Below are 26282 nucleotides of genomic sequence, written 5' to 3'. Positions count from 1 at the left end.
TTATTCTGTAGATCAGTGGACCGCGGACATGCCGGAGGCCAACTGCATGACTTTTTCCTGGGTGGCCTCGGCACGATCCAGGGTGCCCATCAGTTCGCCTTCGTGCATCACCATCACCCGGTCGCTCATGCCAAGCACTTCGGGCAGTTCCGAGGAAATCATGATCACCGCCATGCCTTCGCTGGCTAGAAAGGCGATCAAGCGATAGATCTCGGCCTTGGCGCCCACATCGATACCGCGGGTCGGTTCATCCAGGATCAGCAGCCTTGGGTTGGTCATCAGCCAGCGTGCCAGCAGTGCCTTTTGCTGGTTACCGCCCGACAAGGTGTCGATGCATTGCTCCAGGGACGGAGTTTTTACTCGCAGCTTCTTGCACATCTCTTCGCACAGGTCGCGCAGGGCCTTCTGCTGGATAAAGCCGCTGCCCGAATAGTGCGGCAACACCGCCATCTCCATGTTTTCCAGCACCGACAGGCACGGGAACAGGCCGCTGAGCTTGCGATCTTCGGTCAATAGCGCAAAGCCTTTCTCGATGGCCATGTGCGGGTCAGTAATGCGCACCGCCTTGCCGTCCAGGGTGATTTGCCCACCGGTGCTTGGGGTAATGCCAAAAATGGTTTCCGCCACATTGGTACGCCCAGAGCCCATCAGGCCGGCGATACCGAGAATCTCCCCGGCGTGCAGGTCGAACGAGACGTCCTTGAACACGCCGTCCAGGCTCAGGTCGCGCACCGACAGCAGCAACTCACCTATCGGCGTCTCGCGCACCGGGAACAACTGGCTCAGCTCACGCCCCACCATCATCGAGATCAGGCTGTCGCTGTTCATGCTGTCGGCACGTTGCAGGCCTATGTACTGGCCGTCGCGGAACACCGCCACTTCATCGGCGATGGCGAACACTTCGTTCATTTTGTGCGTGATGTAAACGATGCCTTTGCCCTGGGCCTTGAGGTCGGCAATGATCGAAAACAGGTGGGCCACTTCCTTGTCGGTAATGGCCGAGGTGGGTTCATCCATGATCAGGATGTCGGAGTCGTACGAGACCGCCTTGGCAATCTCGACCATCTGCCGTTCGGCGATGCTCAGGTTGCCCACCTGCTCTTCAGGGTCGAGGTTGATGCGCAGGCGCGCCAGCAACTCGGCGGTGCAGCGATGCATTTCGCGGTGGTTGACCATGTGCAGGCTGTTGAGCTGCTCGCGGCCGATCCAGATGTTCTCGGCGATGCTCATATGGGGCATCAGGTTGAGCTCCTGATGGATCATGGCGATCCCGGCCTTTTGCGCCGCCAGCGGCGTTTCGAAGGTAATAGGCTTGCCACGCAGGCGGATTTCCCCGGCGTCGGGCTGGTAGATGCCGGCGATGATCTTCATCAGAGTCGATTTACCCGCGCCGTTCTCGCCCATCAATGCCAGCACCGTGCCGGGGCGCACCCGCAGTTGCACATCGTCCAGGGCGACAACACCGGGAAAGCCTTTGCTGATGTTGAGAATTTCCAGCAGGTAGGGTTCGTCCAGCGGCAACGGCTGGATGCCCGGGGGCTGCGAGGCAGCGGCTTGAGCAAGCATAGGGAGGCACTCCATCTGCAGGGCGGCCGTGACCGCCCTGCCGGCTTATTGTTGTTGTGTCAGGGCTACTTGAAGTCTTTGACGTTGTCCGGGGTGATCAACTGGAACGGGATCACCACGTTCTGCTCCACCGGCTCTTTTTTGGCCATCTTGCGCGCCGCTTCCACGGAACCCACCGCCTGGCCCTTGGCGTCCTGGAACGCCGAGGCGGCCATGTCACCCTTGGTGATCGCGTTCAAGCCATCCGGCGTACCGTCAACACCGGCAATCAGCACGCTGCCTTTTTCCTTGCCGGCCGATCGCAGGGCCATGGACGCCCCGATCGCCATCTCATCGTTGTTGGCCAGCACCGCATTGAAATCACGCCCCTGGGTCAACCAGTCGTTGACCAGGGTCATGCCCCGGTCACGCAGCCAGGCGCCGGTCTGCTCCTGCTCGATCTTGATGTCCGGGTACTTGGCCAGCACTTCCTTGACACCCTTGGTGCGGTTGGTGGTGGAGTTGTTCGCCAGGTCACCCAGCAGGATCACGATCTTGCCCTTGCCGCCGAGTTTTTCGGCGATGTATTGCATTTGCAGGCGCCCGGCCTCGACGTCATCGGAGGTCACTGCCACCACGTCCTTGGGCAAGTCTTTCTGGTCCGGGCGGCGGTTGACGAACACCAGCGGAATGCCCGCCTTGGTCGCAGCCGCAATGATGTTCTTGGTCGAAGCGGTATCGACCGGGTTGACGATAATGGCGTCGACTTTCTGGCTGATAAAGTTCTCGACCTGGCTCAATTGCTTGACCACATCGGCCCGCGCGTCTTCAAACTGCAATTGCACGCCATCGCCCTTGGGGTAGGACTTGGCTTGCTTATCCATGTCTTCGCGCAGGTAGGTGAGGAAGGTGTCATCGAACGCAGACATCGTGACGCCCACCTTCAGATCGGCGGCGCCGGCAACGCCACTGGCCAGCAGCATGGACAGGGCCAGCGCGGTAAAACGGATCGGGGTCTTCATGAACGGTCTGTCTCCACTTTCTTGTTGGTTTTTTTCGACGTTGCGTTTATCAGGACTCGGCTGTCAGTCGCACCACTGGCGCCCCTGGAATGCAGCACACCAGCGCGCCCTGGTTTTCGACGCACAGCACGTTAAGGAAGGAGAAGTAGAACGGCCGGGCGCGGGGCAGTCCGCGTGGCGCTTGGGCGGGGCGTAAAACTCGAAGTACAGCGTTGAAGATTTTCATCTGACGGTACCTGGTTGTTTTTGATCTTGTTTTTGTTGAGTCGCCCGCTGGGTCCGGGACGTACTTTATGCAACCTGGAAACGACTGTATTAGAAAATAATTTCCATATCAACCTGTTTTAGAATTTTATTCTATTTTTGTCGAAACCACTTGCTGGCGCTCGGCGCTCAGGCGTGCGGCGTCCAATATACGGGTGGTTTCCAGCGCGTCATAGGCGCTCACCGGCAGCGGTCCCTGCCCTTGCACGGCCAACTGCAACTGGCGATAGAACTGTGTCCAGCAGCCCTTTTCCGACGGCACCCGCTCACGCTCCGAGCCTTGTTCGAACCAGCCCCAGCGTCGATGCTCCTCCGCGCCCCAGTGCTCGCCTTCGGTCTTCGGCGATTTACCGGCGATCAGCGCTTCTTCCTGGCCATCCAACCCTTCGACGGTGTAGCAACCCAAGGTGCCACTGACACGAAAGCGCGGCGCCTGGCTGTTCTGCAAGGCGTTGCCCCACAGGTGTGAAATCACGCCGTTGGCGTGGCTCAGGGAAACAAAAAAGCCGTGATCCACGCTGGGGTGTTCAGGGGTGTAGTGCAGTTGGGCGAACACTCGGTCCACCGGGCCGAACAGTTGCAGCGCCTGATCGACCAAGTGGCTGCCCAGGTCACGCAGCCACCCGCCGCCGCTGGCATTGCCCACGGCTTGTGGGCTGTAGCGTTCTACACGAGATTCAAAGCGGGTGATGGTGCCCAGGGCACCGGCATCGATGAGTTTGCGCAGAGTCAGGTAATCCGAATCCCAGCGCCGATTCTGGTAGACGCTGAGCAGCGAGCCCTGGCGCTCGGCGGCAGTGATCAGGGCTTGGGCTTGTTCGGCGTTGGCGGCAAAGGGTTTGTCGCTGACCACCGCCACGCCGTGTTCGATGGCTTCCAGTACCAACGCCGGGCGACCTTTGAGGGTGGTGGAAATCACCAGGGCGTCGACGCCGGCTTCGACGATCTGGCCGATGGAGTCGAAGGCCTTCACGCCTGGTAGATCGGTACTTAATTGCTGGCGACGCTCCGGCGAGCGTGTGACAACGCCCACAAACGTCGCACCAGGCAACGTCGCAATCAGCGGCGCATGAAAGAAGCGCCCTCCGTGGCCATAGCCGACTAGTCCAATTCGCATGATTCACTCCTGCTTTGAAGTGCAAACACTGTTCAAATGTGGGAGGGGGCTTGCCCCCTCCCACATTGACCAGGTTCCACCTGTGAGATTGGGATCAGCCGTAGAAGTGTGGGCGATCCGGCAAGCTCACCGGCACAATCTGCCCACTGCCCTGGGCTTCAATACACGCATCCGCCGCCACCGCCGCCGCATACCCATCCCACGCCGACGGCCCACCGACCTGCCCAGCCCGTACGCTGTCGATAAACGCCTGCAACTCCACGTCATAGGCACCGATAAAGCGATCCTTCCAATCCATCAGGATCGCATTGGACAGCTTCGCACCGCTGCGCAGTTGCACCTGGGACGGCTCCGGCAACTTGGCGATGCCGGTCTCCCCCACCACTTCGCACTGGATGTCGTAGCCGTATTGGCAGTTCACAAATACCTCCACGTCGATACGCGTGCCCTTGGCGGTTTCCAGCAGCACGATCTGCGGGTCGCGCAGGTGGGTCAGGGCCTTGCTGGTCTTGCGCGGGAAGACCACCTGCACGGACACATAGTCGTCATTGAGCAACCAACGCAGCACGTCCAGTTCGTGGATCAGGGTGTCGGTGATCGCCATGTCGGTGTTGTAATTCTCGCCCACCGTCGGGTTACGGTGCGCGCAATGCAGCATCAACGGCTCGCCGATCTGGCCGCTGTCGATCACAGCTTTCAAGGCCCGATAGCCTTCGTCATACGGACGCATGAAGCCCACCTGCACCAGGCGCTTGCCATGGGCCACTTCGGCCTCGACGATCTTGCGACAACCTTCGGCGGTGACCGCCAGGGGCTTTTCACAGAACACCGGTTTGCCGGCGGCGATGGCGGCCAGCACGAATTCTTCGTGGCTCGGGCCCCATGAGGTCACAAGGATCGCTTCGACCTCTGGCGAGTTGATCAGCGCATGGCCGTCAGGGTACAACTCGGCGTCCAGCTTCAAGTCCGCCACCACCTGCGCGGCCTGCGCAAGGTTGATATCAGTGACCGCCACCACCTGGCTGTTGAGCAAGGTCTGGCTGCAACGACGGATATGGTCCCGGCCAATGGCGCCCGTACCAATCACTCCAAGCTTCAAAGACATGTAAACACTCCTCTTGTTATTAGTACTGCCGGGCCTTGGCCAGGTGCTCATTGAGTTTTTTTGCCGCTGCATTCGTGCGTTCACTGGTGGACACCTGCGCCACACCTACCCGCCACCACGACAGGTAGCCGTGGACCATGGTCTTGGGCAGCACTTTGATATCGATCAGCGTCGAGACGGTTTGCGTGCGCGCGTCGGCAAGGGCCGCTTCCAGCTGCTCTAGCGTGCTGACCTTGTAGGTCTTGCAACCATAGGCCGCCGCACTCATGGCGAAATCCACCGGCACCAGGCCGCCGTCGAGCTTGCCGCTCTCGGGGTTGCGGAAGCGAAATTCGGTGCCGAAGCTGTCCATGCCATTGCCGATCTGCAGATTGTTGATGCAACCGAAGGCCATGTTGTCGAGCAGCACCACGTTGATCTTGCGCCGTTCCTGGATCGAAGTGGCCAGCTCCGAGTGCAGCATCATGTAGGAGCCGTCACCGACCAGGGCGTAGACCTCTTTGGTCGGCTCGGCGAGCTTCACGCCCAAGGCGGCATTGATCTCGTAGCCCATGCACGAATAGCCGTATTCGACGTGATAGGTATTGACGCCCTTGCTGCACCAGGCGCGCTGCAAGTCCCCGGGCAGGCTGCCGGCGGCGGCGACGATGATCGCATCGTCGGCCAGCGCCTGGTTGAGCACGCCCAGTACGCGGCTTTGGGTCAGGCAGGAGCCGGTCAGCTCGATAAACTCGCGCAGTACGGCGCGGTCCAGAAGGTCGTCAACTTCCGGCACGAAATCATCGTCTGAGTATTGCACCTGGTACACGCGATCCACTTCGGCATTCAGTTGCGCCTTGGCGTCAGCGATCTGCTCGCCCCAGCCGGAACGGTAATCGCCGAGGGCATCGGCCAGCGCTTCAAGCGCGACTCTGGCATCCGCCACCACTTGCACACCGTCCAGCTTCAACGCGTCGCAGGCGCTGACATTGAGGTTGAGAAAAGTCACCTCGGGGTGCTTGAACAGCGATTTGGACGAGGTCGTGAAGTCGGTATACCGCGTGCCGATGCCGATGATCAGGTCCGCCTCGGGGGCCAGCAGGTTCGCCGCCAGGCAGCCGGTTTCGCCGATGCCGCCGACGTTCAGTGCATGGCTGGAGACCACCGCGCTTTTACCGGCCTGGGTTTCGGCAAAGGGAATCTCAAAGCGCTCGGCAAAGGCTTGCAGCGCCGCATTGGCGCCGGAGTACTTCACCCCGCCGCCACAAATGATCAGCGGTTTGCGCTTGCCGCGAAACGCCGCCAGCGCATCGCCGATCATCGCGGCGGTGGCCGGGCGCCGGTCGATACGGTGCACGCGCTTTTGCAGGAAGTAGTCGGGATAGTCCCAGGCCTCGGCCTGCACATCCTGGGGCAAGGCCAATGTCACCGCGCCGGTTTCGGCAGGGTCGGTGAGCACGCGCATGGCGTGGATCGCCGCCGTCATCAACTGTTCGGGGCGGTTGATGCGGTCCCAGTATTTGCTCACGGCGCGGAACGCGTCGTTGGTGCTGATGCTCAGGTCGTGGAACTGCTCGATCTGCTGCAGCACCGGGTCGGGCTGGCGGCTGGCGTAGACATCGCCGGGCAACAGCAGCAGCGGTATGCGGTTGGCCGTGGCGGTGGCTGCGGCAGTGAGCATATTCGCAGCGCCAGGCCCCACCGAGGCTGTGCACGCATAGATCTTGCGGCGCAGGTGCTGCTTGGCAAACCCGATGGCGGCATGGGCCATGCCTTGTTCGTTGCGGCCCTGGTGCACCACCAGGTCGCCGCTGTCCTGCTCAAGCGCCTGGCCAAGGCCCAACACATTGCCATGCCCGAAAATAGTGAACACCCCGGCAACGAACTTGCTCTGTACGCCGTCGACTTCGATGTATTGGTTATCCAGAAACTTCACCAGGGCCTGGGCCATGGTCAATCGTGTGGTGCTCATGTCGCGCCCCTTATCGTTTTTGCAGGTGGGCGATGCTTGCCCCCAATGCCTGCCGGATATCCGCCAATCCATGCACGCTTTCGGCAAACGGCTCGAACGACAGATAGCCGCTGTAGCCGGTGCTCAGCAAGGTGTCGATCTGCGCCGCATTCCCGAGAATATCGTCCTCGCCCACCAGCACGCGGTGGCCGTCGCGGATTGAGTCAAGCGGCGCCTCGTGGTCTTCCACCCCGGAGATATGCACCAACCCGGTCAGTTCCGGGAAGAACTCATGCTCGCCGGCCAAATGATGGTGAAAGGTGTCATGCACCACACGAAACACATCCAGGCCACCGATGGCCTTGATTGCATCCACTGCCACGCGCTTGCGGCGCAGGGCAGATACTGCGAAGCCCAGGGGTTCGATGAAACCGAGAATCCCGTACTCACGCAGGATCAATGCCAGTTCGCTCAACGCGGTGCGCAAACCAGCGGCGCGCTGCGCGTCGTTACGCGTATCGCCAGGCTGATTGAACGGGCACATCACCAGGCCCTGGGCCCCGCACTCACGGGCGTAGGTGGCCAGTTCGATTGCCTGAGCGCGGCGTTCGTCGTTCCACACATCAAAAGGGTACAGCGCGTTGATCGACAGCACCTTGATGCCCTGCGCCGCGCACAACTCACGCACACGGGCGGCGGACATGCCGTATTCGATTTCGCGGTTTTTGAGGTCGTTGCGAATCTCGATGGCATCGCACTGGAGGGCTTTGGCCAGCTGGATAAAATCCGCCAGGGGCAAGTCAGGCGCGACCATACGGTTAAGGGCAAAACGTAGCGGCGACTTCATTGTTGTTGTTCTCCGTCCAAAACCGTTTAAAGGTCCAGCAGCCAACTGTGCTGCGGGTCGTTATGGAAATGCCAGGCGCGCTTGGGGCCGGCCATGACATTGAGGTAATAAGACTCGTAGCCATACGGCACGCTGACCGGGTGATACCCCTTGGGCACCACCACCAGGTCGCTGTTTTCCACGGCCATGGCCTGGTCGATGCTGCGGTCGTCGGTGTACACGCGCTGGAACACAAAGCCCTGGGGTGGATTGACCTGGTGGTAGTAGGTTTCTTCCAGAAAGCTCTGGTGCGGCAGGTCATCGGTATCGTGTTTGTGCGGCGGGTAACTTGAGGAATGCCCCGACGGTGTGCGCACTTCCACCACCAGCAGCGAATGGGCCGGCTCGCTGTCGGGCAGGATGTCGCAGACGTAGCGAGTGTTGGCGCCTTTGCCGCGCACACTGCGTTTGCACTGCTCGGGGCGGATAAGGCGCGGGGCAAAACCCGCCGCACCCGGCGCCGCACACACGGCAATCTGTACATCGCTCAGGGCCGTGACCTGGGCGTCGGTGCCCGGCGGCAAATAGGCGGCGAACGGTGATTTGTCTTCGAACACCGACTGGCGATCACCCAGGTTCTGCCAATTGAAGCCTTCGCCTTCGATATTCACCCGACCGCTGAGCAGCACCAGGCACAGCTCCTGATCGCCCGCGCTGACCGGCAAGGTTTCGCCCAGGCTCAAGCGGTAAGCGGCGAAGCCTACGTACTCCAGGCGCCCCGCCTCCAGGGCAACCATGGTTTGCCCGCGTTTGCTGCTTTTGACCAACAAGCTCATCACTCAAACCCTCTCGTTGAGAAGCGCACGCAAGGTGTCATAGCCCTTTTTCGCGTAGATATAACTGGGCGCCACGGCCGGGTCCTGCTCGGCTTCCACCACCAGCCAGCCTGCGTAGTTCGCAGCCAGCAGCACGTCCAGTAACGACGCAAAGTCGATATCGCCGTCCCCTGGCACGGTGAAAGTGCCGTTGACGATGCAATCGGGAAAACTCCACATCTGATTGCGCGCCAATTGCACCACGGGTTTGCGCACGTCCTTGAAATGCACATGGCAAACGCGGTCGATGTGCTTGCGCAACACCTCGATGGGTTCGCCGCCGCCCATGTAGCAGTGGCCCGAATCGAACAGCAGGCCGACTTCCGGCCCCGTGCGTTTCATCAACTGGTCAATGTCTTCGGGAGACTCGACGTAGGCGCCCATATGGTGGTGGTAGGCCAGGCGCACGCCTTGAGACAAGGTGAAACGCGCCAGCTCGGTGAGCTTGTCGGCGTACGCCTGCCAGGCCTGTTCGCTATGAAAACGCGGACGTTCTATCAGGCGAATGCGTGAACCCTGGATCGAATCGGCGACTTCGCCGTACACCAGTACGTTGGCACCGTTTTGTTTGAGCAGTTCGACATGGCCGGCAATGGCCTCGATCTCCTCGGCCACCGAACGACGGGCCAGGCGGCTGGAGTACCAGCCCGAGACCAGCGCCAGGTCATAGGGACGCAGCACGTCGCCGACGCCCTTGGCATCCTTGGGAAACTTGCCATTGAGTTCAAAACCTTCGTAGCCGATGTCCTTGCCTTCACTCAGGGCCGTGCTCAGCGGGGTTTCACCGCCAAGGGCCGGGAGGTCGTCGTTGCTCCAGGAGATCGGGTTGATGCCAATTCGGATTGCGGGCATGGCTGCACCTTTTATTGTTTTCTCTAGAGATCACTGAGATCTGCTTTATGTGGGAGGGGGCTTGCTCCCTCCCACATTGGATTGCATTGCACATTTGGAATGTGTGACTAAATTCGAGCACTGCGCCAGGCGTTGATGAGTTGTTCGAAGGTAGCCTGTACCTGCTGGATCAAGGTCTCATCATCGATCTCCCCCGCCATCCACGCCCGGCTCGGCTCCTGGAAGATCGTGCGGCCGACGGCAAATCCGCGGCAGGTGGTGCTCAGGCGGGCTTGCTGAAAACCGTCGGCAAGACATTCAGCCGACGCGTTCAGGCCAAGCAGCACCACGCCACGGCAGTATGGGTCGCGCTCCTGGATCAGTTCGTCGAGCTTTTTCCAGTCGGCGGCCGACTGCGCTTCGATCTTCCACCAGGCCGGGTAGATGCCCAGGTTGTACAGGCGCTTGAGGCTGCGATACAAAACGTCGGGATAAGTGGAGGGGTGATCCTTGGGCGGGATGACTTCCAGCAGCAGTTCATGGCCGCTGACGATGGACGCCTCATACACCGCCTTGAGCTGCGCCTCCTGTTCCAGGCGCAGCATAGGTTCGTCATCGGGGTGAAATTGCACCAGGCATTTGATGATCTGTTCCTGGGGCCAGGCAATCAGGTTGCTGCCCACCGAGCGACCGTGTTCGAACGCCAGAGGCCGTGAGTTCTGCACTTCGACCGGGCGGGCAATCCACCAGCCTCGGCCGCTGGCGGCATTGAGGGCATCCTGGCCAAAACGCTGATCGGCAAGCAGGCCCACGTCGGCCTCGATGCCCTGCTCGGCGAGCTTGGTCTCCACACGTTCGATGGCCTGGATAAACAGCTGCTTGATGGCGCTGATTCGCGTCAAGTCCTGGCCGCCTTTTTGCGCCAGGTCCACCAGCTGCCAGCGGTGGTCGAAGGCAAACACGAACAGTTGCTTCCAAGCCTTGCGCGGCACCGTGACGCGGTGCAGGCGCTGCAGGGTCGCATCCTGATCGGGACGGGTGATCGGCACCGGGCTGTTGAACAGGTAATCGAGTTCGGCGGGCGTGGGCATGGCCGGCGCACAGGCGTGCCGCGAGACCACCAGGCCGCCACAGGCATTGGCCAACTGGCTGCAACGCTCGTCGCTGGCGTCGTTGAGCCAGCCACTGAGAAAGCCTGACATGAAGGCATCGCCAGCACCCAGCACATTAAGCACTTCAACGCGCACACCGGGATAGATAGCCCCGTCCTCCAACCGCGCAGGGATCTCGCCGTGGATCACCGTGCAGCCTTGCGGGCCGAGCTTGACCACCAGGGTGGCGGGCGTCAGTTCGCGCACCGTGCGCAGGGCGGTGAGCAGGTCTTCACTGCCACCGGCGATGAGGAATTCTTCTTCAGTGCCGACGATCAGGTCGAAACGCGCCAGGATTTTCTGCACATGCTGGCTGACATTCTGGTCGGCAACAAAACGGGTTTCGCCATCGGCCTTGCCCGCCAAGCCCCACAGCACAGGGCGGTAGTCGATATCCAGCACCCGTTTGACGTTGTGTTTGGCTGCGTAATCCAGCGCCTGAATGCTGGCCTTGTACACACCGTCGGTGGAGAAATGCGTGCCGGTGATCAGCAGCGCCTTGCTCGATGCAACAAAGGCTTCGCTGATGTCTTCGGCGCGCAGGGCCATGTCGGCGCAGTTTTCGCGGTAGAACACCAGGGGAAAGGTTTCACGGTCTTTGAGACCCAGCAGCACCAGGGCGGTGAGGCGTTCGGGGTCGACCTTGATGCCGCTGACATCGCAACCTTCGCGGGCCAGGGATTCGATCAGAAAACGGCCCATATGGTCGTCGCCCACCCGGCTCAGCATCGCCGACTTGAGCCCCAGCCGGGCAGTGCCGAAGGCGATGTTGGCGGAGGAACCGCCGAGGTATTTGGCAAAGCTGGACACATCCTCAAGCCGCGCACCCACTTGCTGCGCGTAGAGGTCGACGCCCAGGCGCCCCAGGCAAATCAGATCCAATTGACGCCCACTGGCAAAACGAGTCTGGCCCATGCTGGCTCCTGTTATTTTTATCAGCCTGCGTTGTGCCGCCGTAGTGGCGGCAAACGCTCTTGGTGGGAGCAGACTAGAACGTCCGACGGCGGCAATCAATATTTATTCCATAATTATTTTTAGTGGAATATATTTTCCAATACGTCAGCATAGCGGCACGCCAGCGCCCGTGCATCGTTTCAGCAGGCCACGCGGGCCGTGATGCCGAGGTATTTTTTTGCGCCTACCCTGTAGACTTGCGCCACCCATCAGCGCATCAGACGAACACGCCAGAAGGATTGCCCATGTCCCGCACCGATCCCGAGACCACCCTGGAAGCAACTGTCGCCAGCCCTCCGATCAATGCCGAACGCCTGTTGCAGCTGATCACCGACGAATACGAAAGCCTGCCGCGCCAGCTCAAGCGCATCGCCAGTTACATGAGCCAGCAGAGCGACCGGATCATGGTCGATCGCATCAGTGACATCGCCCGTGAATGCGAAGTGCACCCCTCGGCCATCGTGCGGTTTTCCCAGCGTTTCGGCTTCAGCGGTTTCAGTGAAATGCAGGCGCTGTTTCGCGAGGCCTATACCCACAAGACCACACCGGTGCAGAACTACCAGCAGCGCATCCGCAGCATGATCGCCAACAAGTCGCAGAAAGCCAGCGGCGGCGACCTGGCGCGTGAGTGTGTCAACGCCACCCTGTCCGGCATCGAACGCCTGGGCCTGGAACTGGACGATGCGGCCTTCGAGAAAGCCGTGGACCTGGTGGTCAATGCCGACAACATCTACGTGGTCGGTGTGCGCCGTTCCTTTGCCGTGGCCGACTACCTGGTCTACAACCTGCAGCACACCAACAAGCGCATCCACCTGATCTCGGGGCTAGGCGGCAGTTATCGCGAGCAGATGCGCAGCGTGCGCGCCAATGACCTGGTGATTGCCATCAGTTTTACGCCCTACGGCAAAGAGACCCAGCACTGCCTGCGCATTGCCCAGCATCACCAGGCCAAGACCTTGATCATCACCGACAGCAACCTGTCGCCGCTGGCCAAGCGCGCGAATGCGGTGCTGTTGGTCAATGAAGGCTCATCGTTTGCCTTTCGCTCGCTGAGCGCCACCTTGTGCCTGTGCCAGGCGTTGTTTATTGCGGTGGCCTATCGGTTGGAATTGAAGGTGGATGAAATTCATGAGCAGGTCGGGTTCGACGACTGACGCGCTCCTACAGCAATTGCGCCAGAGCCCGGCCGTGGAAGCGGATCTGCGCGAGGGTCAATGCGGTGTAGCCGACAATCACGGCGGGCGGCAACGTTACATCGACACAAAACTTGCCCAGTGGCTGCAAACTCAGCCCGGCGTCGGCGGCGCGGGCGCAGAAATCCGCCTCTGGCACCCCTGCCGGTAACCACAGCACAAAATGCAGCCCGGCCTGCTCGCCAGTGACCGTGACGTCCGGCGGGAGGCAAGCGAGCAAGGCATCACGCCGCGCCTGATAGGCCTGACGCGAAGCGCGCAAATGCCGCACAAACGCACCGCTGCCAAGAAAGTCCACCAGGCCCGACTGATCGCTGGCGCCCACCGAATGCCCGGTCAGTTGCAAGGTGCGCAGCAGTGACGGACGCAGGGTTTTGGGCACCACCATGAAACCGACTCGCAACCCTGGAAACAGGTTCTTGTTGAAGCTGCCGCAGTAGAGCACGCGGTCGTTCGCATCCAGGGACTTGAGCGCGGCCAAAGGTGCGCTGTTGTAGTTGTACTCGCTGTCGTAGTCGTCTTCGACCACCCAGGCATCGGCTCGACTTGCCCAGTCCAGCAGCGCCAGACGGTGCGACACCGACAGGGTCACGCCCAGCGGGGCCTGGTGCGCGGGGGTGACATACACCAGTCGTGCGTGGGCAGGCAACTGAGCGGTATCGAGCCCTTCGGCGGTGACCGGGATCGACTGCACCTGTGCGCCGGCCAGCTTGAACAGACGCCGCGCCGGGGTGTAGCCGGGGTCCTCGACGCAGGCCAGGTCACCCGGTTGGAGCAGCGTGCGGGCGATCAGGTCAAGGCCATGACGAATACCCGTGGTGACAATCACTTCATCCGCCTCGCAGTGCATGCCGCGATAACTGCGCAAGTAATCCGCAATGTGCTCACGCAGGGCCGGCAGCCCACCAGGATGCGCGGCCTCCAGTACACCAGGGCCTGCGGCCAACAACCCACGGGCGACGCAACGCGCCCAGGCTTTCAGGTCGAACAGGCCGGCATCCGGGCGCCGTGCGACAAAGGGCACATGGCTCTGTACCCCGGCGTGGGGTGGGTCGGGGTCAACCGGGCGGCGCAGCATTTGTTTTGACGCCGGGGCCGCAATGAATTGCTCGGGAATCACCGCGCGCACCCGCGTGCCAGAGCCCGCCACGCGCTGCACATAGCCTTCGCTGTGCAAGCGGTCGAACACGACCTCAAGGGTGCCGCGCGAAACCTGCCAGCGCTCGGCCAGGCTGCGGGTCGATGGCAAACGGCTGTCGGCCGGCAACTGCCGAGTCAGGATCGCCCCCCGCAAAGCCTCATAGGCGCCCTGCTGTTTACCCTCGCCCAAGTTGTCCGGGCGCGGCAAGTCAAGGTTGGAGGCGGCTTTTCCTCGGCTCATAGTGGTCCAATCCTTCCATGCACAAGTGGTTCTGCGGATTAAACCACAACGCCGCTAGAGTCCGGGCTCTACCCCTCGCGAAGTAACCGCCCATGACGCAACGCATTCTCGCTCCCTGGTTCTGGCTAACGCTGCTGACGGTCCTGGTGGGCTTGCCGCGCCTCACCCTGGACCTGCACTTGCCCGCCCTGCCCGCTATGGCCGACTACTTCCAGACCTCCGATAGCCAACTGCAGCTGGTACTGACGCTCTACACCCTCGGATCGGCGATTTCCTTGCTGGTCAGCGGCCCGCTTACCGACCGCTTCGGCCGGCGTCCGGTGTTGCTGGCCGGGTTGACGACGTATGTACTGGCAACCCTCACCTGCGCACTGGCCGACAGCCTGAGGGTATTGATCATTGCGCGGCTGTTCCAGGCCCTTGGTGGGTGTTGCACCACGGTAATAGGCCGGGTGATCGTGCGCGACTATTTTGCCCCACAGGAGCAGGCGCGCTTGCTGGGGTTGATCTCCATGGCAATGGCGGTCTCGCCCATGGCCGCGCCGGTGCTTGGCAGCGTGCTGTTGCCCCTCTTGGGTTGGCGGGGTTTGTTTGTTTTGCTGGCAGTGATTGGCAGCCTGTTGTGCCTGGTGGTCCAGCGCCGCCTGCCGGAAACCCGTCCGCCACAAGTGGCCGCCGCGCCACCCACCCACTTGCTGAGCATCTACGGCCAACTGCTGCGCGACCGCTATTTCCTGCGTTATGCCTTGGCGATCGGCTGCGTGTACAGCACCTATTTTCCGTTTATCAGCGAGTCTTCGGCGTTGCTGCAACGCGGCTTTGATTTATCGCCGAGCGCCTACGCCCTGGTATTTGCCGCAACGATCAGTGGCTATATGTTCGGCGCCAACCTGTTCCGCCGCCGGGTAGCGCGGTTCGAGGCAGACCGCTTGATCAGCTTCGCCATCGGCCTGAATGTGCTGGGCAGCGTACTGCTTGCGACGGCCACGACACTGCTGGCGCAGGATTGGCTGGCGATTGTGTTGCCGATGGTGGTGATCATGGTGTCGGTGGGGCTGACGATGCCCGCCTGCCAGTTGTCGGTGTTGCAGCCCTACGGCGCGATTGCCGGTACGGCGTCGGGGTTGTTCTTTTTTATTCAGATGTTTGTGACGGCTGCGAGCAGTTGGGCCACCGGGCTGCTATCGGATGGTACTGCACAACCGTTGGTAATCATGACATCGCTGGCCAGCACCTTGCTGGTCATCAGTTGGCTGACGTTGCGCAAAACGAAAAGTGGGAAGGAGCAAAGCCCTTCCCACCCTTTACCGAGCCAGGCCCGGGTTTAGTGCATGAAGATCGCGATCAGAATGATCACCGGAATCGGCACGCCGAGGAACCACAGCAGTAATGAGCGCATGATGCTTTCCTTAAATGAATGGGCCTTGAATTAACGAACGTAGTTTTCGGTTTCGACGTACACCACGGCATCCCGGCGGCGACCGCCGAAGGTGGCAGCGAAGCTGGCGAAGAATGCACCGATCAACAGCGCCACGAAGGTCCACAGCGAGGTATAGGCAGCCACTTTCGCGGCGGTCTCGGCGGCCTGTTTGGCTTTGAGCTTGGCGTCTTCGATGGCTTTACGGGCATCGCCGTACACTTTATCGATACGCGCTTCGGCATCCGCCTGGCTGAGGTTGGTACGCTGGGTGATCAACTGGGCCAGGTAGGCACGGTCTTCGGCGGCCAGTTGACCGTCATTGCTCAGGGTCCGGGCGAAGATACGGCCGACCACGGCATGGGCCGCATCGTCGCTGACCGCGGCTGGGCGGTCATCGCGGAACAGGCTGTCGACGTAGTAGCCGAAGTCGCCGCTGTCGGCACCTTTGGCTGCGCTGCCGGCTGCTTGGGTCAAGCCACTGGCGGCGCCCGACGCAACGCTGGCACCGGCTTTCACACCACCACTGACGACACTGCTGACCGAACCGACCACCAGCATTGCCGTGATCAATGTGGCCACGGCCCACGCCAGGAAACCATGGGCGGTATCGCGAAAGTACACTTCATCGCCATGCATGTTGGCCCACTTCACCCGCAAGCGGCCGGCGATGTAGCCACCCAGGCCCGAAGCGACGATCTGGGTAAAGGCCAGCCAGACAATCGTGGAAATGCCAAGGCCCTTGGCACTGATACCGCTATCGGCCCACGGCGACACCGCCGAAAAGCCCAGGCCGAAGCCCAGCAGCACCAGAATCAGTGACAGCGCAGCCGCCGCAGCGGCCCCGGCGAAGATCGCACCCCAGGAAACCCCGGAGAGCGTGCTTGACTCTTGCAGCGCGGATGAGGATGTGATCATTGTTGTTTTGCTCCAGGCATGAAAAATAGTGTTACAAGTCTCAAAAGGGACAGTGCAGGCACCATGCCAGTCGGCAAATAATTTAAATTCCTTGTATTTCAATAAGTTAATTAAATTGAACTTACTAAAGTCATGCAAGTTGCAAGAAACGGCCGTTAATGGCGGGCGATATGCATTCATGTGGGAGGGGGCTTGCTCCCGATAGCACTGTGTCAGTCAACAAACTCTTGCCTGAGACACCGCTATCGGGAGCAAGCCCCCTCCCACATCGATTCGTGCCAGTCATGAACAGGTGGCAGTTTTGCCAAGATGAAGTTTTATTTAGGAAACATTCAGCAACTTCTTGGCAAAATGACGTCCACTTCTAGTGTGAACGCTCACCAGGTAATCCTATGACCCGCATTTTGACCATCGAGGATGACGCCGTAACGGCCCGCGAGATCGTCGCCGAGCTGAGTAGCCATGGACTGGACGTAGACTGGGTAGACAACGGCCGCGAGGGCCTGGTCCGCGCCGTAAGCGGCGATTACGACCTGATCACCCTCGACCGCATGTTGCCCGAACTGGATGGCCTGGCCATCGTTACCACCTTGCGCACGATTGGCGTATCGACGCCGATCCTGATGATCAGCGCCCTCTCCGATGTCGACGAGCGTGTACGTGGCCTGCGTGCCGGCGGTGATGACTATCTGACCAAGCCGTTCGCCTCCGACGAAATGGCCGCCCGTGTCGAAGTGCTGCTGCGGCGCAAAAGCACGGTCAAGGAGTTCGAAACCGCCCTGCGCGTGGCAGACCTGGAATTGAACCTGATCAGCCGCGAAGCCAGCCGCGCCGAGCAGCCGCTGACCCTGTTGCCCACCGAATACAAACTGCTGGAATTCCTGATGCGCAACACCGGGCAGATCCTGTCGCGGATGATGATTTTCGAGGAAGTCTGGGGTTATCACTTTGACCCGGGCACCAACCTGATCGATGTGCACATCGGTCGCCTGCGCAAGAAAATCGATCCCCCGGGCCTCACGCCGCTGATCCGCACGGTACGAGGTTCCGGGTATGTCATTGCTGAACCCCTCTAAGGGCTGGCGCTCTTCCAGCAGCCGCCTGCTGGCGCTGTACAGCTCGTTGTTCGTGGCGTGGAGTTGCATCCTCATGGGGGTGCTGTATTACGAGGTGTCGGGCTACCTTAGCGACCTCTCGCGCCATTCTCTTCTGCAACGCCAGCACTTGTTCCAGCGCTTCGACGGCGAAGCCCTGGTGGAAGCGCTGACCACCAGCATGACCTTCGACATGAAGGGCGTGGATGCTTATGGCTTGTTCGATGAGCAGTTTCGGCCCTTGAGCGGGCCAATCCGCACGGTACCGGCGGACCTGCCCCTGGATGGCAAGATCCACACCCTGGCCAATTGCGTCGAATCCGATGACCCCAAGCTGCCCAAGGACAGCTGCGATGCCGTGGCCACCCACACCGACGACGGGCGCTGGCTTGTGCTGGTGCGCGCCAACGGGTCGTTGTTCGGTGTGACGCGGATCATCTGGCATGCCCTGCTGTGGGCGCTGTCGTTGACCATCATCCCCGGCGCTGCGGGCTGGCACCTGCTGCGCCGGCGTCCGTTGCGGCGCATCCGCGGGATCCAGGCCAGCGCCGAAGCCATCGTCGCCGGCGACCTGACGCACCGCTTGCCGCTGTCCAATCGGCGCGACGAACTGGACATGCTCGCGGCCATCGTCAACGCCATGCTCGAACGCATCGAGAAACTGATGAACGAGGTCAAGGGCGTGTGCGACGCCATCGCCCATGACCTGCGTCCCCCCCCCACCCGCCTGCGCGCACAGCTTTACCGCATCAAGCAGCAAGCCGAGGAAGACTCCGCCCACGCAGTGAAACTCGATGACGCCATTGCCGAAACCGACACGCTGATGGCGCGCTTTCGCGGGCTGCTGCGCATTTCCGAACTGGAAGATCACCAGCGCAGGTCAGGCTTCCTGGTGCTGGACCCGCTGCCGTTGCTGCGCGAATTGCATGACTTTTATCTGCCCCTGGCGGAGGAAGGTGAAATGGAGTTGGTATTGCAGGCTCCCGAATCGCTGCCGTGGGTAACGGGCGACCGCGCCCTGTTGTTTGAAGCCTTGGCCAACCTGTTGAGCAATTCGATCAAGTTCACTCCGCCCAATGGCAAGGTCATCCTGCGAGCGGTCAATGATATGGGCAGTACGCGCATTGAAGTGCTCGACTCGGGGCCCGGAATTCCGGCGGCTGAACGCGCGTCGGTGTTCCAGCGCTTTTATCGGGTGGATGAAAACGATCAGCAAGGTGGCTTTGGTCTGGGGCTGTCGATTGTGGCGGCGATCATCAACCTGCATGGCTTCAAGCTCGACGTCGGTACCAGTGAGCTCGGCGGCGCCCGACTGGTGCTGGAATGTCGCCAGCAGTTGATACCTGAATAGGTCAGATGGGGTCATGAAGACCCCTGCCACATTGTGCCTAGAGCACACTTCCCATGGCTTTGATCAACACCGGATCAAGCGCATAGATATCCGGCGCATAGACCAGGCTCCCCTGACGATCCACTTCCACCGTCCAATACCCCAACAGCACCGGCACCGGGGTGGCCAGTCTGAATTCATGGGTCAAGCCGGTGGCCAACAGTTCATCGGTACGGGTGCGTTCGGCCGGGGTCACCAGCAGGTCACGCAGCAGCAGCGGTTGCTCGACCCTCACACACCCCGAACTGAACGCCCTTGGCCCCTTGGTAAACAGCGGCTGGCTGGGCGTGTCGTGCAGGTACACCGAGAACGGGTTGGGGAAGCGCATCACGATCTTGCCCAGCGGGTTGCGCGGGCCAGCCTGTTGGCGCAGCAGGATATTACCAGGGCGCGCCCAATCAACCTGCTCGGGGGTCAGCGGATGACCTTCGGCGTCGAGTACTTGCAGGTTTTGCTGGCGCAGGTACTCGGGGTTGAGGCGGATAGCCGGGAGTTTGTCCTCGCGCATGATGGTCGGCGGGATGGTCCAGGTGGGGTTGAGGGTCAGCCGCGTGATGCGCGACTTGAGCAGCGGTGTCTGGCGTTCGGCGCGGCCCACTTGCAAGCGGGTTTGCCACACCGGGATGCCGCTCTGGTACACGCTCAATTGCGCGGCGGCCACATTGACCACTACGCCTTCAGGCTCAAGGTCCTGGGCCAGCCAGCGGAAACGCTCCAGGTTGATGCGCAGTTGCTCGCGGCGTACCGCCGGGCTGATGTTAAGTTCGGCCACGGTGCCGGCGCCGATCACGCCATCGGCTTGCAACGAGTGGCTGAGCTGGAACGCCTTCGCCGCCTTGACCAGGTCGCCCTGATATTGCTTGCCGTTGGGCAACTTGGCCAGATAGCCGCCACTGTGCAGGCGTCGCGCCAACTCCGGCACGCGCGGGTCTTCCATGCCGGGGCGTAACAACGGGCCACTACCCACCGCATCCCAGTGCGGTAAAGGCTGCTGGCGCAGGCTGGAATAGACGTTGCGCAGGCTGCGGTACAAGTCTGCACTTGGGCGTGCCTGGTCAAACGCTTTGGCCATGTCCTGCAAGCCAGTGGCGGCAAATGCCAATACTACGGTGTTCGGGTCCGTCGCAGGCGGTTGCGAATGCCAGAGCGGTTCATAGCGCGATTGCAGCAGGCGCCCGTAATGCAAATCGTGCAGGGCTTGCAGGTATTGCTGGCTGGTCGCGATATCGCTGCACAGCACGTTGGCCGTGGCATCTACCGCAGGCAAGCTATAGTGGGTGGGGTCCAGGCCGTCGTCGGCCAGCATCAACAACTGGGTTTGCAAGGCTTGCCGGGACTCGTCGGCCGACCATAACGGTGCATTGCCTTGCTGCTGGTAAAAGGCTTGCAGGCGCACTTGGGCGGTGGCATCGACCCGCGAGACCAGGTGGGGGCAGACGCTGGGCAGTTGCGCCAGCGCCTGCTGTACCGGCGCCAGGTCGACGGGCGCAGGCGTGGTCACAGGCAGCGGCTCAGGCGCCAGCGCATCGGCTGTCGCGACCAATGGTGCAACGAGCAGGCAAATGCTCAAGTAACATGCGTGTTTTTTGAACAATTGACTTAGCTCCACTCCACAGCGGGGGAATCGACTGTAGATGCTGACTTTTATGCGCCACCTCGGCTTGATCACCGGGGGCCTGGCTTTACTGAGCAATTTTGCGCTCGCGGCCACTGGCACCCCACCTTCCTTGTATAGCAGCCTGGCGCGCTCGGCTCCAGAACTCAATCCCACTGTACTCAAAAGCGCCCTGAGCGCGGTGCAGTGCGCTGTCAATAACGGCGAAGAACGTTCCGATCGCCTAGCGGTTATTGACTACTCCCAGCCCTCGACCGCCCGTCGGCTGTGGATCTTCGATTTGCGCAAACAGACCCTGCTGCTGCGTGACCTGGTGGCGCATGGCGCCAAGTCCGGGGAAAACTTCGCCACCCAGTTCTCCAATCTCGAAGGCAGCCATCAATCCAGCCTGGGCTTGTTCCGCACCCAGGAAAGCTACCTCGGTGCTCATGGCTACTCGCTGCGCATGGATGGCCTGGAGCCCGGCTTCAATGACCTGGCGCGCGACCGCGCCATCGTGATCCATGCCGCCGACTACGTCAGCCCGTTGTGGAGCAAGCGCGAAGGCCGCATCGGCCGCAGCCAGGGCTGCCCGGCAGTACGCCCGCAGGTCGCCCGTCAAGTGGTAGACAAGCTCAAGGATGGGCAGTTCATGTTTTCCTGGTACCCCGACCAGCGCTGGTTGAAGTCCTCGACGTACCTCAATTGCAAGCCACAGCAGGTAGCGAGTAGTCGTACAATCCGTGGCGGATAGCCTGTCCCCACAGATAAAAGAGAGCCTCGCATGCTTCTACACACCAGCACCTGGATCGAAATCGGGCAGTTCCTGGAACGCAGCCGCACGGTCGTGATCCCCATCGGCTCCAACGAACAACACGGCCCCACGGGCCTGCTGGGCACCGACTGGATGTGCCCGGAGATCATCGCCCATGAGGCGCAAAAAAACGCCGACATTCTGATCGGCCCTACTTTCAATATCGGCATGGCCCAGCACCACCTGGGGTTTCCCGGCACCATCTCGCTGCGCCCTTCCACCTTTATCGCCGCGATTGGCGATTGGGTGCGTTCGCTGGCCGGGCATGGCTTCGAGAAAATCCTGTTCCTGAACGGCCACGGCGGCAATATCGCCACGATCGAAGCGGCGTTTTCCGAGCTGTACGCCGAAGCCAGCTTCGCTCGCCGCCCGGCCGGGTTTGCGCTGAAGCTGGTGAACTGGTGGGACCTGGAAGGCGTCACCGACCTGGCCCAGCGCCAGTTCCCGGTCGGCCACGGCAGCCACGCCACGCCGTCGGAGATTGCGGTGACGCAGTGGGCTTACCCGCAGTCGATCAAGTCTGCCGATTACTCACCGCAAATTGCCAACACCGGGCCGATCCGCGAGGCGCTGGACTTTCGCGCGCGCTTCCCCGATGGCCGCATGGGTTCGGACCCGGCGCTGGCGACGGTGGAGAAAGGCGGTGAGTTGGTGGCGTTGGCGGCGCTGGGGCTGATCAAGACCGTGAGCAGTTTCAGCAACGAAGCCAAACCCTGAGCCGAGTGTTGGTCCAAATGTGGGAGGGGGCTCCCGATAGCAGTGTGTCAGTCAGCTCATCTGTAGCTGACCCACCGCCATCGGGAGCAAGCCCCCTCCCACATTTTGAAATGCATTGCCTTTCAGAACGGGCTTACTTGCAGTCCTGGGCCGCCTGCTCAAGCCGCGACGGTTTGATCGCCGAGGCCAGCGGTTTGCGCTCATACAGGAACACCTTGGTGCCGTCCTGGGACTTGTAGGCTTCCAGCACATCATCAGCAGCAATCTTGCTGGTCAACAGCACCTTGGCGTGACGCGAATTCTGCGTCACGGTCGAGGTGATGCCGTGTTTTTCCAGCTTGGGCAATACGCATTGCACATAGCCTTCGGGGGTCTTGTCGGTTTGCAGGGTCAGCGATGGGGCATTGGGAGCCGTGATACAACCGGTCAGCAACGAGGCTGCAAAAGCCAGGGCCGGAGCGAAAAAAGAGCGCATACAGATTCCTGAAAATAACCAATAGGGTTCACATCCACTCGCGAATCAACCTGCGCGAACCAGGGCCTTGAGCGACACATCGAACTGCTTCAGGGCATCTTGCTGTACATCTCGCTGCTGCTCGATCAGCGCGGCAATCTCCGGCGCCGCCTTGCCGTGCACCCACACTGACGGCACTTGCCTGTCCACCGAACCTTCGGCCTTGGCGATGTATTGCAGGTTCGCGTCATAGAAGCGTGCTGCAAAGCGTGCCTCGACCCGGTCGTTACGCTGGGTCAGCAATTGGTTATGGGTATCGAGCACCACCACCACATCCGGATGCGCCTGCACCATGTCATCCAGGCTGCCATAGACCGTCACCGAGAAAAAAGCGCCCTGCAGCGAGTTCATCAACCAGTCGATGGCCAGCTCGGGATCGGAGCTGTTGACGAACGCCTGGCGAATCCGCCCATCCAGAGCATCCTTGGCGCCGTTAAGTGCCATGGCATGGTAGCGCTCAAGGTAGATGAGGTTGTCGCGGGTATTTTCGCTGAACAACACCCCTACCCTCTGAGTGCGTTGCAGGGATTCTACGCTAGCGGCCAGCGGCAGCAAATGGCCTGTACGCAGCTCATCGGCAATCGCCGGGGTGGTCATGAGGGTGGTGCCCAACATCAGGGCCATTAAAGCAAGCTGGATAATCGTCCTCATCGCGCATTTCCTTGAGCTGCGTCTGGATGAGCAGATTCTGCGCGCTTGGCGAAAAAACAGAACTTGTGATCCTTGATGGTGACTATCATTTGAACCGATAGTGTCAGGCAGCCCATAAAACCTATAAGGACCCCGCCATGAAGCCCTACCAGAAAACCTTCGACCGTATCCGCGATGCCGTACTGCCGGAATTTCGCGAGCGGGTCGCCGATTACCTGGTCGAGTATGAAGAAGTGTTGCTGGACCCAAGTGCCGACGCCAAACAACGCTCGGCCAGCGCCCAGCAACTGCGTGGTTACCTGCGGGGCTTGAACACCATGCGGGTGCTGGGCATGGCCCACTGGGAGGACCTGGACCGACGTGTCGAGGAAGAGTGGCAGCTAGAGCACAGGCCGTCGCAGGTTGACCCACTCCCGCACTGACGGCCGTTGCCACTGGCGTTGCGCGTACATCACCAGCTCGGCCGGCACGGGGTCGCCGTTGAGGATCAGGCGATTGAGCATCACCGCCAGGTCTACATCGGCGATCGACCACTCGCCAAACAAATGCTCAGGGTTGCCTGCCAGGAGAACCTGCGCCGCGCCGATCAACTTACGCGCAGCAGCCTGAGCCACCGGCGATAGAGGCGGCATCTTCTGCCCGCAGAACACCACCAGCGTCGAGCGTTCCTGGCGAATCGGCAGCAAGTCGCTGCGCAACCATGCCTGAACCTGCCGCGCCCTCGCCCGCTGCTGCAGATCAGCCGGGTAAACGCTGATCTGGGGGTACGCCTGGTCCAGGTACTCAGTGATTGCCGAAGATTCCGACAGCGTAAAATCACCGTGCTCCAGAGTCGGTACCCGCTGGGTCAGGGAGCGCTGGGCGTAATCTGCCGACTGGTTTTGCCCAGCATCCAGGTCCAGGGGGACCGTGTCGAACGTCAGGCCTTTTTCCCGCAGGGCAACGAACACCGACATGGCGTAGGGGCTGGTGAACAGCGAATCAACGTAGAGGCGCAGCGGGGGTTGGCTCATGGGCTATCTCCGAAGATGAAACGCCACGCTACGAGATTCAGGTCGATAAGGACAATGCAGGGTTTTTATGGGGGCATTCCTGATGGGAATAGCATCAACCAGCGAAACCACCCGCTTTGAGGAACAGGTGCTCCTGCTCGGTGGTGACCCTGCCCAACACCGCATTGCGATGGGGAAAGCGCCCAAACCGCTGGATAATATCGGCATGTTCCCTGGCCCAGTGATAGTTGCTGGCGTCCAACTGCTGGTTAAGCACCAACGAGCGCTGCTGGTCTTGCGGGTCTTCCGAATGCTCAAACGGTAAATAACAAAACGCGCGTAACTGGGGATCGATCTGTTGATCCAACCCGGCGTCCACCATCTGCTGCGCATACAGACGCGCCAGCGGGTCGGTGGCGAACATATGCGCAGTGCCGCGAAAGGCGTTGCGCGGGTATTGGTCCAGCAGGATCAATAACGCCAGTGCGCCGTCGGCCGTGGCCAGCCAACCGTCCAGCTCGCGCCGCGCGGCTTGCATATGGGTGGCGTGGAAGGTGTCGCGAAAGGCTGTATCGAAGCCATCGTCCTTGGCGAACCAACGCTTGGGCCCCGCCTGTTTCCAGAATTCGATCACGGCCTCGGCTGATTGCGTCTTCATGCTGATCATCATGTGCCTCAATAAATGTTATAGGATAACGTCAATTATTTGCCCGCTTGTGATTCCCACTTATGACTGACGCTACTACCTTACGCCAACGCCTGCAGTCCATCGACGCCCTGCGCGGCCTGGTGATCCTGTTCATGCTACTGGACCACGTGCGTGAAACCTTCCTGTTGCATCGCCAGGTCAGCGACCCCATGAGCATCGACAGCACCGAGCCTGCGCTGTTTGTCAGCCGCACCCTCGCCCATCTCTGCGCGCCGGTATTTGTGTTGCTCACTGGATTGTCGGCGTGGCTGTACGGCCAGAAGTATCAGGGGCGACGCGATGTGTCGGCCTTTTTGTTCAAACGTGGGCTGTTTCTGGTGGTGCTGGAATTCACCTTGGTCAACTTCGCGTGGACCTTCCAGTTGCCGCCCAGTGTGATCTATATGCAAGTGATCTGGGCCATCGGCGTGAGCATGATCGCCCTCGCAGCACTGGTGTGGTTGCCGCGCCCGCTGCTGATCAGCTTGGCGCTGATGATCATCGCCGGGCATAACCTGCTCGACGGAGTGCACTTTGCCCAGGATTCGGCGTTGCAGAGTGGCTGGTCAATCCTGCATGAGCGCAGCTGGATCGAGGCGTCGGAAAACCTGCGTCTGCGCGTGACTTATCCGGTGCTGCCGTGGATCGGTGTGATCGCCCTGGGTTATGGATTCGGGCCATGGTTTGCCGCTACCGCACTACCGGCTGTGCGTCAGCGTCATTTGCTGATCGCGGGCGTGGCGGCATTAATGGGTTTTGTGCTGCTGCGGGCAGTCAATGGCTACGGCGAGCAGCCTTGGTACGTGTATGACAATGGCGTGCAGACCCTGATGAGCTTCTTCAACATCACCAAGTACCCGCCGTCGCTGTTGTTCCTGGCGTTGACGTTGGGGGTTGGGTTGTTGCTGTTGCTGGCATTCGAACGCGCTGGGCATAAGCGCTGGATTGGCGTGCTGGCGGTGTTTGGCGCAGCGCCGATGTTCTTTTATCTACTGCATCTGTATGTGTTGAAGGTGCTGTATGTCGCCTGTGTGGCGTGGTTTGGGCTCAACCACGGCAACTATTTCGGCTTCGACAGCATCGGTGCGGTGTGGCTGACAGCTTTGGTGTTGCCGCTGGTGCTATACCCGCCGGTACGTTGGTTTGCCGGGCTCAAAGCGCGCCGACGCGATATCGCCTGGCTCAAGTACCTCTGACCTGACGCGGCTCAAAATGTGGGAGGAGGCTTGCTCCCGATAGCGGTGGATCAGTATCCAATTCCTTGGCTGAACTACCGCTATCGGGGCATAGGTATCTACA

The 26282-nt window shown here is 60.9% G+C and carries 25 protein-coding genes; 8 read left to right on the top strand and 17 right to left on the bottom strand.

Annotation, left to right across the window (positions count from 1 at the left end):
- Window positions 1-12: 12 nt before the first annotated feature.
- The 10 genes from E4O97_RS07945 to iolC form a co-directional block, all read right to left on the bottom strand.
- Window positions 13-1566, bottom strand: coding sequence for a sugar ABC transporter ATP-binding protein (locus E4O97_RS07945; RefSeq protein ID WP_078821139.1), 1554 nt, complete (start codon window positions 1564-1566; stop codon window positions 13-15).
- 65 nt (window positions 1567-1631) lie between these two features.
- On the bottom strand, window positions 1632-2567 hold the full coding sequence (locus E4O97_RS07940; RefSeq protein ID WP_032876172.1) for a sugar ABC transporter substrate-binding protein: 936 nt from the start codon (window positions 2565-2567) through the stop codon (window positions 1632-1634).
- A 49-nt stretch (window positions 2568-2616) separates the two neighbouring features.
- Window positions 2617-2793, bottom strand: coding sequence for a hypothetical protein (locus E4O97_RS07935; RefSeq protein ID WP_005787736.1), 177 nt, complete (start codon window positions 2791-2793; stop codon window positions 2617-2619).
- Window positions 2794-2919: 126 nt separating this feature from the next.
- The gene (locus tag E4O97_RS07930; protein ID WP_148853674.1) at window positions 2920-3948 is read right to left on the bottom strand and encodes a Gfo/Idh/MocA family oxidoreductase; all 1029 of its coding nucleotides are present in this window, start codon (window positions 3946-3948) and stop codon (window positions 2920-2922) included.
- A gap of 94 nt (window positions 3949-4042) precedes the next feature.
- Entirely contained in the window at window positions 4043-5053 is a 1011-nt protein-coding gene (locus E4O97_RS07925; protein ID WP_248161100.1) for a Gfo/Idh/MocA family oxidoreductase, read from the bottom strand.
- 19 nt (window positions 5054-5072) lie between these two features.
- Window positions 5073-7004, bottom strand: coding sequence for a 3D-(3,5/4)-trihydroxycyclohexane-1,2-dione acylhydrolase (decyclizing) (gene iolD, locus E4O97_RS07920; RefSeq protein WP_248161099.1), 1932 nt, complete (start codon window positions 7002-7004; stop codon window positions 5073-5075).
- Window positions 7005-7014: 10 nt separating this feature from the next.
- Window positions 7015-7830 carry a TIM barrel protein gene (locus E4O97_RS07915; RefSeq protein WP_078821135.1) on the bottom strand — a complete coding sequence of 272 codons (816 nt, stop codon included), beginning with the start codon at window positions 7828-7830 and terminating at the stop codon, window positions 7015-7017.
- A 26-nt stretch (window positions 7831-7856) separates the two neighbouring features.
- Window positions 7857-8645, bottom strand: a complete 789-nt coding sequence (iolB, locus tag E4O97_RS07910; RefSeq protein WP_005787728.1) for a 5-deoxy-glucuronate isomerase — start codon at window positions 8643-8645, stop codon at window positions 7857-7859.
- A gap of 3 nt (window positions 8646-8648) precedes the next feature.
- Window positions 8649-9536, bottom strand: a complete 888-nt coding sequence (iolE, locus tag E4O97_RS07905) for a myo-inosose-2 dehydratase (RefSeq protein WP_148853672.1) — start codon at window positions 9534-9536, stop codon at window positions 8649-8651.
- A 107-nt stretch (window positions 9537-9643) separates the two neighbouring features.
- Window positions 9644-11581 (bottom strand): 5-dehydro-2-deoxygluconokinase, encoded by a 1938-nt coding sequence (gene iolC, locus E4O97_RS07900; protein ID WP_216091240.1) that lies wholly within the window; start codon window positions 11579-11581, stop codon window positions 9644-9646.
- 284 nt (window positions 11582-11865) lie between these two features.
- Between iolC and E4O97_RS07895 the strand changes: the two genes are divergently transcribed.
- Entirely contained in the window at window positions 11866-12774 is a 909-nt protein-coding gene (locus E4O97_RS07895; protein ID WP_032876193.1) for a MurR/RpiR family transcriptional regulator, read from the top strand.
- A 7-nt stretch (window positions 12775-12781) separates the two neighbouring features.
- On the opposite strand, the gene E4O97_RS07890 is transcribed toward E4O97_RS07895, so the two are convergent.
- Window positions 12782-14194 (bottom strand): PLP-dependent aminotransferase family protein, encoded by a 1413-nt coding sequence (locus tag E4O97_RS07890; protein WP_078821131.1) that lies wholly within the window; start codon window positions 14192-14194, stop codon window positions 12782-12784.
- A gap of 92 nt (window positions 14195-14286) precedes the next feature.
- Here E4O97_RS07890 and E4O97_RS07885 point away from each other — a divergent pair, with 92 nt between their 5' ends.
- Window positions 14287-15522 (top strand): multidrug effflux MFS transporter, encoded by a 1236-nt coding sequence (locus E4O97_RS07885; RefSeq protein ID WP_248161097.1) that lies wholly within the window; start codon window positions 14287-14289, stop codon window positions 15520-15522.
- Between the two features lie 101 nt (window positions 15523-15623).
- On the opposite strand, the gene E4O97_RS07880 is transcribed toward E4O97_RS07885, so the two are convergent.
- Window positions 15624-16529 (bottom strand): hypothetical protein, encoded by a 906-nt coding sequence (locus E4O97_RS07880; RefSeq protein WP_005787714.1) that lies wholly within the window; start codon window positions 16527-16529, stop codon window positions 15624-15626.
- A 392-nt stretch (window positions 16530-16921) separates the two neighbouring features.
- Between E4O97_RS07880 and E4O97_RS07875 the strand changes: the two genes are divergently transcribed.
- A complete protein-coding gene (locus tag E4O97_RS07875) occupies window positions 16922-17605 on the top strand; it encodes a response regulator transcription factor (RefSeq protein WP_005787712.1) in 684 nt (227 codons plus the stop codon).
- A complete protein-coding gene (locus E4O97_RS07870) occupies window positions 17583-18974 on the top strand; it encodes a HAMP domain-containing sensor histidine kinase (protein WP_248161095.1) in 1392 nt (463 codons plus the stop codon). Before E4O97_RS07875 ends, E4O97_RS07870 begins: the two co-directional genes overlap by 23 nt.
- 37 nt (window positions 18975-19011) lie before the next feature.
- On the opposite strand, the gene E4O97_RS07865 is transcribed toward E4O97_RS07870, so the two are convergent.
- Window positions 19012-20607 carry a L,D-transpeptidase family protein gene (locus E4O97_RS07865; RefSeq protein WP_078821129.1) on the bottom strand — a complete coding sequence of 532 codons (1596 nt, stop codon included), beginning with the start codon at window positions 20605-20607 and terminating at the stop codon, window positions 19012-19014.
- Window positions 20608-20647: 40 nt separating this feature from the next.
- Here E4O97_RS07865 and E4O97_RS07860 point away from each other — a divergent pair, with 40 nt between their 5' ends.
- Both E4O97_RS07860 and E4O97_RS07855 read left to right on the top strand, forming a co-directional pair.
- Window positions 20648-21361 carry a murein L,D-transpeptidase catalytic domain family protein gene (locus E4O97_RS07860; RefSeq protein WP_032876209.1) on the top strand — a complete coding sequence of 238 codons (714 nt, stop codon included), beginning with the start codon at window positions 20648-20650 and terminating at the stop codon, window positions 21359-21361.
- Between the two features lie 30 nt (window positions 21362-21391).
- Window positions 21392-22138 carry a creatininase family protein gene (locus tag E4O97_RS07855; RefSeq protein WP_032876212.1) on the top strand — a complete coding sequence of 249 codons (747 nt, stop codon included), beginning with the start codon at window positions 21392-21394 and terminating at the stop codon, window positions 22136-22138.
- Between the two features lie 133 nt (window positions 22139-22271).
- Here the strand turns inward: E4O97_RS07855 and E4O97_RS07850 are convergent, their stop codons facing one another.
- Both E4O97_RS07850 and E4O97_RS07845 read right to left on the bottom strand, forming a co-directional pair.
- Complete coding sequence (locus E4O97_RS07850) at window positions 22272-22613, bottom strand: hypothetical protein (protein WP_032876214.1); 342 nt, start codon at window positions 22611-22613, stop codon at window positions 22272-22274.
- 45 nt (window positions 22614-22658) lie between these two features.
- Window positions 22659-23303 carry a hypothetical protein gene (locus E4O97_RS07845; protein WP_005787702.1) on the bottom strand — a complete coding sequence of 215 codons (645 nt, stop codon included), beginning with the start codon at window positions 23301-23303 and terminating at the stop codon, window positions 22659-22661.
- 137 nt (window positions 23304-23440) lie between these two features.
- On the opposite strand from E4O97_RS07845, the gene E4O97_RS07840 reads away from it, so the two are divergent.
- A complete protein-coding gene (locus E4O97_RS07840) occupies window positions 23441-23725 on the top strand; it encodes a hypothetical protein (RefSeq protein ID WP_032876218.1) in 285 nt (94 codons plus the stop codon).
- Here E4O97_RS07840 and yfcF read toward each other — a convergent pair.
- Window positions 23684-24316: a glutathione transferase gene (yfcF, locus tag E4O97_RS07835; protein ID WP_216091237.1), complete on the bottom strand. Its 633-nt coding sequence runs from the start codon at window positions 24314-24316 to the stop codon at window positions 23684-23686. The two genes, E4O97_RS07840 and yfcF, sit on opposite strands and share 42 nt — an antisense overlap.
- A gap of 94 nt (window positions 24317-24410) precedes the next feature.
- Window positions 24411-24953 carry a DUF924 family protein gene (locus E4O97_RS07830; RefSeq protein WP_248161093.1) on the bottom strand — a complete coding sequence of 181 codons (543 nt, stop codon included), beginning with the start codon at window positions 24951-24953 and terminating at the stop codon, window positions 24411-24413.
- Window positions 24954-25024: 71 nt separating this feature from the next.
- On the opposite strand from E4O97_RS07830, the gene E4O97_RS07825 reads away from it, so the two are divergent.
- Complete coding sequence (locus E4O97_RS07825; protein ID WP_078821126.1) at window positions 25025-26179, top strand: DUF1624 domain-containing protein; 1155 nt, start codon at window positions 25025-25027, stop codon at window positions 26177-26179.
- The last annotated feature ends 103 nt before the right edge of the window (window positions 26180-26282 follow it).

Source organism: Pseudomonas sp. W15Feb34, assembly GCF_023127765.1.
GTDB lineage: Bacteria > Pseudomonadota > Gammaproteobacteria > Pseudomonadales > Pseudomonadaceae > Aquipseudomonas > Aquipseudomonas synxantha_A.
This window is presented reverse-complemented; position numbering and strand designations above follow the sequence as displayed.